We start from the raw sequence: 14,365 nt of genomic DNA on the forward strand, positions 1-14,365 counted from the left end.
AGATCCGTTTTTCAGGCTTGGTCAACTGATTTCCATTTGCCCTGTGGCTCTGGCTCTTGACTACTTTTTTAATTTTCACTGATTTTTCATAAGATATTCATTTACCTTCATAGACCGTGACATACCCGGACATAATCCTGGTATTGCTACCGTTTTCATTTGTCACTGTAAGGCTTACATCGTAATTTCCCGGCTCAGTAAATGTATGCGTCGCATTTAAAGCGTGTTTTGAATTGATGCCGTCTCCAAAGTCCCAGTGCCAGAAATTCGGTGCACCTGTACTGCTGTCAGTAAATAATACTATTAAGGGTGCATTTCCCGAGGTTACATTCGCAGAGAAGTCAGCTACAGGTGTTTTTAGTGAAGGGTCTATTACCGAAACCGTACACATGTAAATATCCTCGTTTGTCTGGAAAAGACCATTGACTGTGTATCCATTACGTGAATCCACCCAAACCACCCTGTCACTATAAATTACAGGATCTGACTGCCCTGATTTATTTGAGGTGATCGGAGTTTCCGCGTGAGTGGAGAGGTCGTACATATAAATGTCAGGGTTACCCCATCCATTTCTGTTGCGGTCATCCGTCCATACTATTCTGTCCCCATAGATAGAAGGACTTGATTTAATTGATTCACAGGTGGTGATTCTGGTCTCCTTAGCTGTAGAGAGATTGTACATATAAATATGGCTGCCATTCAAGTAAACCAGCCTGTCACCGTGAATTTTTGGATTCGATGCGAATCCGCTGGTGGTAATTTGAGTTTCTGTAGAGGTAGAGAGATTATACATGTAGATGTCATTTTTACTCGAAGTTTTATTTCCGTTGCGCCAATCATGCCATACTATCTTATCATCATAGATAACTGGATCATCCTGATTGGATTCGTTTGTGGTTATCCGCGTTTCCCTGCCTGTGGAGAGATTGTACATATAAATATCTCCGTTTTCATTGCGAGTATCCGTCCAGACTATCCTGTCCCCGTAAATATCAGGATCGTACACATTTATACTGTTTATGATCGGGGTTTCTTTAGAGGTAGAAAGATTATATACGTGTATACCGGAACTTTCCACTCTTCCGTTGTTATTACGATATTCCTTCCAGACGATTCTATCACCATAGATTGCAGGCCATGTTTCATAATCATAGTATGAAATATTGGCAGGGATTTGAGTCTCCCTGGAAGTAGAGAGATCGTAAATGTAAATATTGTAATGCCCCCATCCACTGCGATCATCAAAAAATACTATTTTATCCCCATAAATAACAGGTTTCGTCTGATTTGACTTGTTTGTGGTAATCTGAGCCTCCGTGAGAGTGTACTGAGGCCTATCGGATGCTGTTACAGGATATAACTTCGAGGAAGTGCCGTTTGCATTGTTTACTGTCAGATTGACAGTATAGGTACCGGATACAGGGTATACGTGAACCGGTGTTTTATCGGTAGAGTCAATGATTCCATCATTCTCGAAGTCCCATACCGTAGATATTGCATTCCGGGAAAGGTCTGTAAACAGGATAGAAAGAGGTACATAACCATTACTTACATTAGTACTGAAGTCAGCAACAGGAAATACTGGCTGCCGGTCTCCGGGCATAGAAACGAGAGGAAGATAATCAATATCATATGCACTGGCTGTATGGATCAGGTCCCCGATTCCATCCGTATTCCAGTCGTTGCAGTTTTGGGAAAATCCGGTCCCGTCAGGTTTTGCCCAGAAATTTCCTCCCAGGTAAGAACCGCCTGCAATGTTAATGCCTGAGGTTTTTGCGGTGTTCAAAGAAACTGAATTTTTTCCGGCGCTGATGTTTATTGCCTTTGCAATACAATAATCGCCCGTATAGTTGCCTGTATCGTTGAAGAAGTTGACTGTATTATTGAACATGTTATTGTAGAAGTGATTAGTTCCATGATATGGCATCTCACCGATATTATCCTTAAACTGGTTTATATATAATCCAAATTGCGCATTTAGCTCCACTCTGTTATTAGCTACCAGATTTTCGTAAGAATCACCTTTGAGTGATATTCCTATATTGTTGTTTGAAATCGTATTATTTAAGATTGAATTCTCTCCCGCCTGGTCCATTGTAGAGCCGTCCACCAGTATCCCAATATTGTTCTTTGAAATTGTATTATTTGAAAATAAGTTGCCTCCTGAGTTCCAAACAGAAATTCCTTTATCGTTATGTATCAGGGTATTATTGTAAACTATGTTATTCCCCGTTAACCGGGTTAGACAGATGCCCTCACTACAATTTACAATTGTGTTATTTTTTATCTCGGAAGAAGCTTCAAAGAGGACAATTCCATAACCATCATCTATCCCATTTGAAATATAGTTGCCGAGAATTTTGCAATCACCACTGGAGCTAGCTGACGATATGCCTCCCTTCAGAAGAGTATTATTAAGCAAAACACAGTTATATGGTCCGTGAGAAACACCAATACCTCCGCTAACAATTAGATTATCGGAAACTGTAAAACTAGAATCTTCCTCAGGCCCTGAAATGTAGATACCTGAATTTAAGATTACGTTTTTCTCAATAGTGGAATTGTAACACTCTTCAGCCCCAATGCCCGATTCCATAATATTACTTTTAACAGTGCAGTTCTCAATTTTATCATGCCAGATGCCATTTTCAGGGCCCTGTAAATTTAAATATTCCAGTACTTTAAACCCTCTTAAGGTAATATTATTCGCGCTTACGTTAAAATCCCGAACAGCAGTATCCTCAGGATTTTCAGATTCAGAAAGGATGCTTATGTTCTCTTTTATTATATCCACACTTTCATTATAGAAGCCCGGATAAACGAGAATGAGATCACCTGAAGAGGAATTGTTTACTGCCTCCTGAATCAATGTGAAGTCTGTACCTGAACCATTGCCACCTACAGTAATCTCCCTGGCGGATGCAGGACTATAAACCGAAAACATAAGAAAAACAGCAACCTCTAGAAGAATAGTCAATTTATTTATGCACAACTGTACTTCCCCCTTTGACCAGAAATACCGAACGAATAATACCGAACGAATAATACCGAACGAATAATACCGAACGAATAATACCGAACGAATAAGATTTTAGAAGATCTCAGACCCTTACAAAGATGCATAATTTAAGGGCTAACAGAATTTCTTTTCGGCGCTATATAATTATGATCACTTCCTCAGTAAAAATGAAGCATGTAAGAGGATTATCTGCAATTTAAAAATCATTAATTCATGGATTCCCTTTTTAATGTGTTTTCGGCCTTAAACTCTTTAGCAGAGTATTCGATCCAGATAACAGGTGTTTCAAGTCATATTTCAAGTAAAATGGAAGTTTTTTATACTGACAGTTTCATACCTGATTATGTTATGGGGAATTGTTAGATGGGAATAACATTTGCAAAAATTGACTCTATCAAAGGCTTCTGTTAATCTTTTATAGCTTGCATCTTTCTGTTTCCTTTGATTTGACGCATCTATACAGATAGAGAAAGAATTTAAAGCGAGGTTGACAATCTGAGCGGATTTGCAGCATTGAAATAGCGCAAAAAACATTTTAGAAGCGAATTATTATTTTTCTGGAATTCGGGGATTTATAGAGGGGATTTTGAACAGATTTTATTTTAAAAATTATTCACTGCTTTCAGGAGTTCCAACTCCTGAAACTGGAAATTTCTGTTTTCGAAGATTTACGAAAATGGAAATCTCAGGTTGTTTGAATGATACAGGAATTATAAAGGGTGCTACGCATGGATAATGGAAATAAAATTTCGGGGAGAGGGGAGAAAGATCAGGATTATGATGTAATAATCATAGGGGCAGGGCCTGCCGGAATGTTTGCAGCTTACGAGCTTGCGGAATTCGAGCCTTTGAGAATTCTTATTGTGGATATGGGCAGGGACATAGATGAACGCTTTTGCCCAATGAAAACCCAGACCTACTGTATGCACTGCACGCCCTGCGATATTATGTGCGGTGTAGGGGGTTGCGGGACTTTTTCAGACGGGACCTTAAACCTGCGGCCTGATGTAGGAGGAGACCTGGCAGCCCTTACAGGAGACCAGACCGAAGCCTGGCAGCTTGTAGATCGAGTGGATAAGGTTTTTTTGGAGTTTGGGGCACCGCAGGGAGCTCTGATGACCGAAGGCCCGGAAATTGAGGAACTAAAACGCAGGGCTGCCTCGGTGGGAGCCCGTTTTATCGAGATAAAGCAGCGGCATATCGGTTCGGATAATGCCCCTGCAGTAATAGCGCGCTTCAAACAGAACCTTGTTAACAGAGGAGTGGACTTCCTGCTTGAAACCGAGGTAAAGGACCTGCTGATCGAGAATGGAGCCTGCAAAGGGATTATACTTTCCGACGGACAGGAAATGCGGGCAAGCTACGTGCTCTTATCACCCGGAAGGCGGGGCTGCAACTGGGTCTCAGACATGATTGACAAACACGGAATTGAAGCCCGGTACGGCGGGATCGATATCGGGGTGAGGGTAGAAGTCCCTGCAATCGTTATGGACCCTGTAACGAGGATTAACCGCGACCCGAAATTCCACATCCAGAGCCGCCGTTATGATGATTTTGTCAGGACATTCTGCACAAATATGCGTGGGTTTGTCGTAAAAGAGGAATATGATGGTTTTATCGCCACCAACGGGCATTCCCTGGCAAATACGGAGTCAGATAACACCAATTTCGCCTTCCTTGTCCGGATAGAGCTTACCGAACCCATTGAAAATACCACAAAATATGCCCGTTCGATCGCAAAACTCGCAACCACTATCGGGGGGGGAAAACCGGTCCTCCAGCGCATGGGCGACCTTAGAAGAGGCAGGCGCACAACAAAAGAACGCCTTGCAAAAAACCTTGTTGTAAATACGCTCAAGGATGTAACCCCCGGAGATATCTCAATGGCTCTTCCGCACAGGATAGTCATGGACATAATCGAAGGCCTTGAAACCTTAAATGAGATCATTCCGGGCGTCACCTCGGACTCGACCCTGCTCTATGCCCCTGAAGTCAAGTTTTATGCAATGCACCTGAATGTCGACAGGCAGATGGAAACCAGCATCAAGAACCTCTTTGCAGCCGGGGACGGCGCCGGGCTTTCAAGGGACATAGTCAATGCGGCTGCTACGGGAATTCTGGCAGCCGAAGGAATAATGAAAATGGTCAAAGGAGAGGGAAGAACAGAAAAAGGGTCAAAAGGATGAACAAAAACGGAAAAAGGGTCAAAACGGAAACAAAAACAAAAATGGTCAAGAGATAATCAAAAACGGAAAAAATAGAGAAAAGTGGAGAGAGAATTTTTAATGGAAGATTGCGTTCCCACCTTAATCCTGGATTTGCTGAAAGACATTTAAAATGCCCAGTTTCTTAGTCTGAAAAGAGGTTTGGAATAGAATTCAGGAATGAATTGGTTTTCAATCCTATTTTGCTTGTATGCCGCAGATCTTTGTGGAGTAGATGCTGTTTGTGGAGTTATGTTTCAATAGATGGGAACGCAGGTTATACAATACACTCATTGTATTTAATATTTTTAAGATATAATGTTACTTTATTGGTATAATTGTTAGTGAACGTAACAAGTTTTAGTTCATTGGTTTAACGGTTATACTACCGGTATAATGGGATTTATGGGCTGGTCAAATGAAAGGGATCGTTGAAAATCTTGAATCGGCGCTGGAGCAGTTCAGCGGCATCTATCAGGAGCTGGAAAGAGAGGTGTAAATACCCCTCCAGCTCATGAGTTTGTGTAATGAACTCGAATCAAAACTCAGAAAAGAGCGGGAAGATAGTCAGAAACTTATGGAAGCGGTTGTTAAGGGTTTGTTAGAAGGTGCAGTTGCCGAAAAAACAGAATTGGAGAAGCCGATTCCATTGCAGGCGGCGGTTGTTAAAATGAAATAAACTAACTTTTCTTTCAATTTTCAGCCAAATATCAAGAGCTGAGTCAAAGAGCTGCCGTCTAAAAATAAAAGTACTGTAGTAAAAGACCCCAAGAGCTCTATTCGCCGTCTATAACCTGTTTTTCACCGAGCGCAAGCTCGGGCCAGTCTGAAATGAATAAAAGCAAAATAGAGGATTTTTGGTAAAAAGCTCAGTAAATACTCCTTCTTTTAGTAGGATAAATAACCAGTCTTTTTCTTTGTTTTCTATTATGGTAAAGCCACATGTCCAAAAACATAAAGCTACGATTCTTTACCAAAATTAGCCCTCTTGAGCGAAGCGAAAAGGGCACCGTCCTCCCGAGACGGGACTCGGGCCGCACTGCGTGCGTACAAGCTCCGTTTAAGATGCTTAATGACGTTGCTCCGGCTCAAACAAATTCCTGATCTATAGAAACTACCGCCCAAAAAATAAAAATAAAATTATTAATCTGCGCCAAAAATAACTGTCAATCTAAAATTTTATATACCTCATACACTGTATTAGAATATACAGACTGCCAAGGTGGCGGAGCGGTCACGCAATCGCCAGCAGAGCGATTCAGTCCTGGTTCAAATCCGGACCTTGGCTTCTTATAATTTTTAAGAAATTCACCTTCCTTCAGAGTAACCTTTAATTTTTTACTTTTTCAGTTTATTGTACAACTGTTTTATCTTTTAGTCCTCTTGAGTGAGCGAAGCGAGCGAAAAGGACCTCGTGCTCCCGAAGCGAAACTCGGGAAGCGAAACTCGGGAAGCGAAACTCGGGAAGCGAAACTCGGGAAGCGAAACTCGGGAAGCGAAACTCGGGTAGAAAAACATTTATTATGCCCTGAGATATATAAAAAGTAGTAATAAATAACAGTTAATCCAACAAGAACAGGCCGCTGATCTATTGGCAAAAGATAAACGCATAAAGTTTCCATCAGGCTCGTATCAGGCTGTTTATGATGGCATCAGTTACAGAATAGATCCTGAAAACGACATCGTGGAGATGAGCCAGAGGCTAAATCCCAGATATAGTCCTGAGAGCAGGGAGGAAGCCGTTAGTCTGGCAAATAAGCTTGGACCGGAAAGGATTCGAAAGAGAGCCAGGCTATTCTCAAAACTCCTCATTCTTTCAATCTTATTATTCCTGTTTTTGATGGCTTTCCCTGTACTTTTCTCTGCACAATTCGAAGGTTTTCTATCATGGGGGAAGTTTTTAACAATTGTGTCAGAAGTCGTTTTCCTTTATATGTTTGGTTATTACAGAGGCGTAGTGAGCTATTTTACGGATTCATACTGTGAGAAATGCGGGAAGCATTTCGTTTTTGAGGAATATCAGGCTCCCCTCGTAAAAGAAGAGAGCAAAATCGATGCTTACACAAAAACCTTAACACAGTACTGGCATTGCAAAAACTGTGGTCATAAAGACATAAAAATAGAATTTCAACCTGTAGATCACCATCGTGAGAAAAAACAGGACAATTTGAAAGACACCTGCGAAGAATGCGGGAAAGAGCATTCAATAGAAGAATACAGGAACATTGACGTCATTAATCGCGCTCTCAGAAAGAAGATCAGGTATTTCAAATGCCGAAACTGCGGTTACCATGAGATCAGACTAAACAAAAGCTTTAAAATCGTTTAATTTCGAGCTCTTTAAAGCCCGTTCAGTGCTTTGGGACAGTAACAGAAAAACAATACGTCGTTCTAAAAGTTATTATCGGCAAGGGCTGCTGCAAAAAAATAAAACGCGAGCCGCAAAGCCCCTGCCTGAGGCTGTCTGATTTCAAGCCTGCTTCAGAAGAACTTTCATATCCTCTTCGACGGTTGTACTGGGCCTGAGATTGAAGTTTTCAACCAGCACTTTAACCACATTAGGTGAAAGGAAAGCCGGAAGTGTCGGACCGAGGGTAATATTCTTTACGCCGAGACTCAGAAGGGCGAGCAGAACAAGCACGGCTTTTTGCTCATACCAGGCTATATTATAAGAGATAGGCAGGTCGTTTATGTCCTTAACCCCGAAAGCCTCCGCAAGCTTCTGGGCAATTACCACAAGCGAGTAAGAGTCGTTGCACTGCCCGGCATCGATTACTCTCGGAATTCCTCCGATATCGCCAAGATCAAGTTTATTATAGCGGTACTTGGCGCAACCTGCAGTAAGAATGACGGTATCTTCAGGCAGGGCTTTTGCGAAATCCGTATAATAAGCTCTTTCCTTATGCCTGCCGTCGCAGCCTGCCATAACCATGAACCTGCTTATTTTCCCGGCTTTTACGGCATCAACAATTTTATCCGCAACCGAGAGAGCTGCCTCATGTGCAAAGCCTGCGGTTATAGTCCCGCTTTCGATGGGTTCGGGAGGCTTGCTCATTCTTGCTTGCTCTATGAGAGGGGCAAAATCCTTCGTGCCGTCATCTTTTTCGTAGATGTGGGTAAGTCCTTCAAACCCAACAATGCCTGTGGTATAAATCCGGTTTTTATACGACTCCCTTGGAGGAATTATGCAGTTTGTAGTCATGAGGATAGGACCATTAAATTTCTCGAATTCCTCATTCTGTTTCCACCAGGCATTCCCGTAATTGCCTGCGAAGTTATCACATTTTTTGAAGGCAGGATAGGTGTTTGCGGGCAGCATCTCCCCATGCGTATAAACGTCAATTCCCGTGCCCTTGGTCTGCTCAAGAAGCTGTTCCAGATCCTGCAGATCGTGCCCACTGATCAGGATTCCGGGCCTATCCCTTACCCCGATGTTAATATCAGTCGGTTCGGGGTTTCCGTAGGTTTCGGTATTTGCTTTATCGAGAAGGGCGAGCACGGATACGCCTTTTTGCCCGCATTCGAGTACCAGGCCGAGCAGAGCTTCCAGACCCAGGCTGTCGTCAGTGGTAGAAACCAGCCCTTTTTCTATAAATTTATAGATTCCCTCATCCCTGTATCCGAGGATGTAGGCATGGTGAGCATAAGCTGCCATTCCTTTCAAGCCGTAGGTAAGAAGTTCCCGGAGAGACCTGATATCCTCGTCCTGAGTGGAATGAACCGCAACGTCAAGACTTTCTATATTTTCCGGAGTAACTGTAGCCACGGCAGGCAGGTCCTTTTCAGCAGCGAGACTTTCGGCTGGCAGTTTTTCCTTGATCTCGTCTCTAAGCTTAAAGCCTTTGTTTAGAAGAGACTCAATTTCCTGCCTGTCAAAATTGGTATTTGTAAGGGTTGCAAAGAAGCTGTCAAGTACAAACCTGTCGGTTGCTTCTTCATTAAGGCCTGCAGCCCTTGCTTTCAGGTTATAGAATGAAATACTCTTGAGTACATAGAGCAGCCTGTCCTGAAGGTCCGCAACTTCCCCTTTCTTGCCGCAAACCCCATTTTTCGTACAGCCTTTTACATTAAGCGCTTCCTGGCATTGGTTACAGAACATTTATACACCTCAGAACTGTTTATAACGAGATTCCTGCAATTTTTCCATAAGTTAAAACTGTTTTCAAACTTTTTAGATATCTAATATATAGTATCATTTTGATATCGATATATTTAGTATACCCTATATTAGACAACACCAACTAATATATAGGAAACAGTTTCGAAGAGGGTACCGGAGAATACTGCTCCCATTTACGAAAACATTCACTGGTTGCTAATTTCAGAATAAGTATCTTTATGTCAACCTATTGTAAACGGAAATCTTTATCTTTGAGTAAACGTTATTCTCCGATGTCAGTTTGCATATATTTAATGGTTAACAATAAAGAGATTTACCCGCTATCTGTTAGAAAATAACATTAGTAATAATTCTCAATCAAATTAACTAATTAATTCAATATTGGGTTCAGCAGCAAATTTTCAGGACTAAGCTGTAAACAGTGAGGATTCAATTTCATGAGCAGAAAAATCGTTTTTCCAAAGGTAATGTGCACCCAGCACCCGGATTCGGCGTCGAAATATATCTCGACGCAGGAAGAACCGGCAGAAGCAATAGAGGCTGCAACGGTTTTCGGCTGTGACGAATATATGCCGGATTACGAGGGGAAAGCCACACCTTACCACCAGAACGTCCAGATCGTATCAAAATTCGTAGAAGAAACGGACCTTGTTCCCGGAAAAGATTTTTTCATCACTCCCAGGGCTCCGAGTGCAGTTCAGGAAAACCGGTTCAGGCAGCTCATGGTTATGATGTCGATTGCCGAGGCTAATTACAATGCCCTTGAATATTCGGATGTCCAGGCAATCAATGAGTTCGTGCATCCCATGACAGGCAGCGTCAGGGAAATTATTGAAGCCCAGCAGCATATGGTAGATGTGAGTGAACTTGCAAAAAAGGAATTCAGGTTCTCGATGGAAGTCCCGCGCATAATTCCGCTTATCGAAGACGCTCCTGCGCTGCTGCATGCAAAGGAACTTGCCGAAAGCACGATCCAGGCCTAGAAAGAACGTTTTGGGGCAATTCCGGACAGGCTCAGGATATTTCTGGGCAAATCCGATTCTGCTCTCTCATTCGGGCATGTTGCGAGTACACTTTCCTGCAAATACGCAATAAACGAACTTTCCGAGCTGAACCTCGAACTTGACACCAAAACCGGAATTATCTTCGGAGCAGGGACTCTGCCTTTCAGGGGACACCTTGACCTGAAAAACGCAGAGAATTTTTTCAGAGAATACCGGGGAGTCGGAACCATTACTCTCCAGTCCGCGCTCAGGTACAGCCATGAAAAAGGGGACGCTGAAGCCCTGGTAAAGCTTGCAAAGGATAGGTTGCCGGAGACCCCTGAGCTCCTTTCCGCCGAAGAAAAAGAAGAGATCGTAAACTTCATCGGGATCTTCGGGGCGGAGTACAGCCGGACGCTCAGGCAACTGGCTCCGATGATAAAACGGGTAGCTGACCTTCTCCCCCAGCAGCGGGACCGTCTTATGCATAAAGGGACAGGAGGCTATTCAAGAAACGCTCCTGACATTTCGGGCCTGGTCAAACTCTGCCGTACCGATATCGGAAAGGATCTGGAGGACTGCATGCCTGCCGAAAACCTGAACCTGCCCAGGGCGATAAAGTTCACGGGCGCACTTTACTCCATTGGCCTGCCTCCGGAATTCATAGGTACAGGCCGCGCCCTTAAAGAAGCGAGGGAAAAACTTGGAGAAGCCGCCTGCGAAAATCTGCTCACCAAATACTTCCCTTCCCTTGCAGGTGACCTGAGTTTTGCATCCGGATACCTGGACCTCAATGTAGCTTCCCGTTTCCTGTCCGAAGCATGCCTGAAAGAAATCCGCAGAGATCTTGAGATCGTGCGTGAGACCTTTGACCTTGAAAACAGGCCCGAACCCTCGTACCGCATCCTGCTGGAGATGATGCAGCCTGACCTCCTTCAGGCAGGAGGTGCAGGGACTTGCATGGATGAAGAAGTATCCCAGCTTGTATGTTCGACCCTCACCAAAATGGGAAAAATAAGAAAGGCGCTGGGTTAAGTTATTCCACTCTACGGTCGTTTTCGGTCGGCTGGTACCTTTCCCCTAAACCGGAAAGAAAGAGGGGCTGAACTCCTGATTAAACCCCCTTAAAATAGTGCCCTGTCGTATATTCAACTCCTCTTGCAGGTTTTAGCCTTGTTTCTTTTCCTGCAAGAGCTTCTTTGTATGCCTTTATAATATCCTTGATCTCGGTTTCTGTGTTGAAAGAAAGGTCGAGCCGGAGCACATCTACGCCGTACCCTTTCAGGTTTCCCGCATACTTCAGCATATCAAGCACTTTTGAGTTATAAATAAGGGTGCGGGTTCCCAGGCGCTTTACCGGAAATTCCGAGCCTCCCTGGTCAACAAGAAGTACTTCGCTGTTCTTTCTTACCATCCTTCGGTCAATAAGGGGCTTCAAAAGGTCATTTTCCGTAATAAGCATAAGTTCTCTGCCGTAAACGGAAATTTCGGTCTGTCCTGAGCCTTTACAGGTTTGAAGTGCCTCAGAGATATTTTTTATCTCGCTAAGGTTGAGTTCGCTCGAAAGAGTTACCCGGTACGCCCCTGCCTGGTAGAGCGTACTGGCTGTGAAAGCGTTGAAAATATTGAACTCCTTTCCTGCGGCAAAGGGTATGGAAAGCTCTTTTGCAAGTTGTGCAGCCCCGAGTTCGGAACAGGTTATCCCGAAGCCTGCGGCTTTTATTTTTTCCAGCAGGGGCCCGAGTTCATCCAGTTCACGGTCATGGTTTATCAGGGGAACCCGGAAGACGAGCTCGACTCTTTCGGCTTTCAAATCCTCAAGTTTTTCCGCATTCTCAGGCGCGCTCAACACTTCAAATTGTGAAATCGGGACGTATACTATATCCGCACCGGCAAATGCGGCTGCACAGACGGAAGAGCTTTCATTTACATCAACGCTCAGGAGAGGATGCTTTGAAAGGGTATTTCTTTCCCGGGTCAAATTCCTGTTGTTCTCAGAATCACACAGGTAATTCAAATCTGCCAGGTTCGGGTGCTTTTGCCCCTTCTTATTTGCACTGAGGATTTTCTCCAGCAAAAGGTCTGCGGCTTTTCTCCTTGTATTCTTCAGTACGCCGACCGGGATGAAGATATTTTCATCAGCTTCAATCTTGATGGATGCGGCTTCAAAAGGAGTGTCCCCAAGGCTTTCCATTGCCTTTCTTATCTGCTCGGCCGTTGTTGGGGCTTTTTCGGCTTCCTGAATAACGTAATCGTCCGCGAATTCCGCGATGGGAGCCTTCTCTCCGGCCTCCCTGAACTTTCCGTTCTCTCCCGCAATCTCAACCGTAAACCGCTCCCCCTTCTTGGCCCTTGCTTCCAGGCTCACAGGAAGGGTTTTCAATTTTACTTTCTGGAGGGTATCGAGTAGCTGCGTATCTGTTGTGAGATAGAGTTCGTCGCCTTTCTGCACTGCTCTTCCGGTTTTGGAGCTGATCTCAAGCCCTGCTTTTTCACCCTTTTTTGCACTTTTTACGTGCTCGCCTGAAATCGTGATTATGCCTGTAACTGCCGAGCCAAGCATCCTTTCCCGCGTGAAAATGCTTATGCCGTCTTTTACCCGGATATCTTCGTTCAGGCGGACTGTAAGTTTTGTGTTCCCTTTCGAACGGGAAATATCAAGGACTTTTCCAAGGAATGCCCCGTAGTTCGAACTATACCTGGGATGGGATACGCCCTTCTCTCCAAGTACGAAACCTCGCGTAAAGCCCCTGTAAAAGAGTTTTGCTAGCTCGGCTTCCCTTGATACGAGTTCCTCTTTTGTCGGATTCTCGCCTGGCTTGCAGATGCCTTCGACTGCGGCTTTATAGGCGGCAGCACTCGCGGTAACATACTCGGGCTTTTTCATCCGCCCTTCGATTTTAAGGCTTACTACCCCTGTTTTTACGATTTCCTCAAGCCCTGTGAGTGTGGAAAGTTCGGCACAGCTTATGGGATAACTGCCTCCTGTATGCTTTTCGTCAATATCCTTGCCGTCTACCACAAACCTGTACCTGCGCCGGCAGGGCTGGGCACAGGCTCCCCGGTTTGCACTCCTGTCGTGGAGAAAACTGCTGAAAAGGCATTTGCCCGAATAGGAGTAGCAAAGGGCTCCGTGGACGAAAACCTCAATTTCCGCCTTCGAGTGGTCCACAATATCCTTTACCTCGGCTGTAGTAAGTTCCCTTGAGACTATAACCCTTTTTGCTCCAAGCCCTGCTACAAAAAAGACTCCTCCTTTATTGTGGACCGTCAGCTGGGTGCTTCCGTGAAGTTCCAGATCCGGATAGGTTTCCTTTAAAAGCTTGAGAAGCCCCAGATCCTGCAGGATAATTGCATCGATTCCGGCTGCATATGCACGATCTACGATCTCAAGCGCGTGCTGCAGCTCTTTTTGCTTGATGGGAATGTTGAGAGCCAGGTAAACAAGCACCCCATGTGAATGGGCAAGTTTCACGGCTTCATCAAGGTCTTCGAGAGTGAAATTCTTTGCACCCTGGCGGGCATTGAATTCCCCTACCCCGAGATAGACAGCATCAGCTCCTCCTCGAATTGCGGCAAGCAAGGCATCTTCATCACCAGCGGGAGCCAGGATTTCCGGAGAAGTACAGGTAAAATTTTTGGCAGGCATTTTGATCAGGCTGTTCTTTTCGATAACTGCAAGTTTCTGTAAATATAAAGAGGGGGTTTTGCAAATGCTTTAAATTAAAAGCTTGGCAGTATGCAGGTGAGATTTACATAATAAATATACGTATTAGATTAAATAATAACTATAAGTAATAACACAGGTGGTAAGTTCAAGTAATAACACATGTGGTAAGTTCAGTTTAAAACGTAAAGGTGCTTCTCGCATAAAAAATGGGTGGTAAGCGGGATCTTTTCCGATCTCTAAGAGCTTTTTATTCAGGAGATTTTGATTACGGTTGAATCTCTATTTTTGAATTACGGGATTCCTGGATATCGAGTGGAGATGTTGTGGAAATAAGAACCAGTCAGGTTATTTAAACGATTTCTGAAATCT

General features: G+C 44.0%; 6 protein-coding genes, 1 tRNA gene and 1 pseudogene. 5 read left to right on the forward strand and 3 right to left on the reverse strand.

The annotated features are described in order from the left end of the window. Positions 1-97 precede the first annotated feature (97 nt). Positions 98-2,992, reverse strand: a complete 2,895-nt coding sequence (locus EQO05_RS06795) for a NosD domain-containing protein (protein ID WP_240664417.1) — start codon at positions 2,990-2,992, stop codon at positions 98-100. Positions 2,993-3,747: 755 nt separating this feature from the next. Here EQO05_RS06795 and EQO05_RS06800 point away from each other — a divergent pair. The 4 genes from EQO05_RS06800 (at position 3,748) to EQO05_RS06810 (ending at position 7,552) form a co-directional block, all read left to right on the forward strand. Beyond that, entirely contained in the window at positions 3,748-5,205 is a 1,458-nt protein-coding gene (locus EQO05_RS06800; protein ID WP_128504998.1) for an NAD(P)/FAD-dependent oxidoreductase, read from the forward strand. Positions 5,206-6,439: 1,234 nt separating this feature from the next. Then, positions 6,440-6,511, forward strand: a tRNA-Cys gene (locus tag EQO05_RS06805). A 99-nt stretch (positions 6,512-6,610) separates the two neighbouring features. Beyond that, positions 6,611-6,733 (forward strand): hypothetical protein, encoded by a 123-nt coding sequence (locus EQO05_RS16090; protein WP_255420837.1) that lies wholly within the window; start codon positions 6,611-6,613, stop codon positions 6,731-6,733. Positions 6,734-6,814: 81 nt separating this feature from the next. Further along, a complete protein-coding gene (locus tag EQO05_RS06810; RefSeq protein ID WP_128505000.1) occupies positions 6,815-7,552 on the forward strand; it encodes a hypothetical protein in 738 nt (245 codons plus the stop codon). Positions 7,553-7,693: 141 nt separating this feature from the next. Here the strand turns inward: EQO05_RS06810 and hcp are convergent, their stop codons facing one another. Then, positions 7,694-9,322, reverse strand: coding sequence for a hydroxylamine reductase (hcp, locus tag EQO05_RS06815; protein WP_128505002.1), 1,629 nt, complete (start codon positions 9,320-9,322; stop codon positions 7,694-7,696). 488 nt (positions 9,323-9,810) lie between these two features. Between hcp and ppcA the strand changes: the two are divergent. Then, positions 9,811-11,361, forward strand: a pseudogene (gene ppcA / locus EQO05_RS06820) (phosphoenolpyruvate carboxylase). Positions 11,362-11,440: 79 nt separating this feature from the next. Here ppcA and EQO05_RS06825 read toward each other — a convergent pair. Further along, the gene (locus EQO05_RS06825; protein WP_128505004.1) at positions 11,441-13,975 is read right to left on the reverse strand and encodes a DUF3656 domain-containing protein; all 2,535 of its coding nucleotides are present in this window, start codon (positions 13,973-13,975) and stop codon (positions 11,441-11,443) included. Positions 13,976-14,365: the final 390 nt, after the last annotated feature.

The sequence above is a fragment of the Methanosarcina sp. MSH10X1 genome (genome assembly GCF_004099695.1).
Taxonomy (GTDB): Archaea; Halobacteriota; Methanosarcinia; order Methanosarcinales; family Methanosarcinaceae; genus Methanosarcina.